The organism is Bacteroides caecigallinarum, from assembly GCF_021530995.1.
Lineage (GTDB): Bacteria > Bacteroidota > Bacteroidia > Bacteroidales > Bacteroidaceae > Phocaeicola > Phocaeicola faecigallinarum.
The window spans coordinates 1-283 of the sequence record NZ_JADYTF010000331.1 but is presented as its reverse complement, the minus strand read 5'-3'; the positions used below and the strand labels follow the sequence as shown (position 1 = coordinate 283).

Annotated in this window: 1 protein-coding gene; it reads left to right on the top strand. The window is 56.5% G+C overall.

All coding sequences use genetic code 11. The features are described 5' to 3' along the window. Window positions 1–283, top strand: a 283-nt coding sequence (locus I6E24_RS16890) for a M43 family zinc metalloprotease (RefSeq protein WP_262911948.1), incomplete at both ends; no start/stop codon positions are given.

The window sequence follows — 283 nt, the reverse complement described above, 5'->3', positions numbered from 1 at the left end:
GTGAAGTCGTTCGCCCATGAGGCAGGACATTTCCTTGGATTGGAACATGTCTATATCGAGGGAGACGACTACTGCGAAGATACGCCTTGGTACGACCGGGACGCTTATCTGGAGGCCACGCAGGGCACCATCGAATATACGCGCACGGATGCCGCGACAGGAGAAATCTTCTTCTCCGACAACATCATGGATTACGAGTATGGCTTCATGGCCGGCATCACGCCCGACCAGGTGGAGCGCATCCAGTACACCCTGAAGCACGCCTACCTCATTCCGGGCGAGG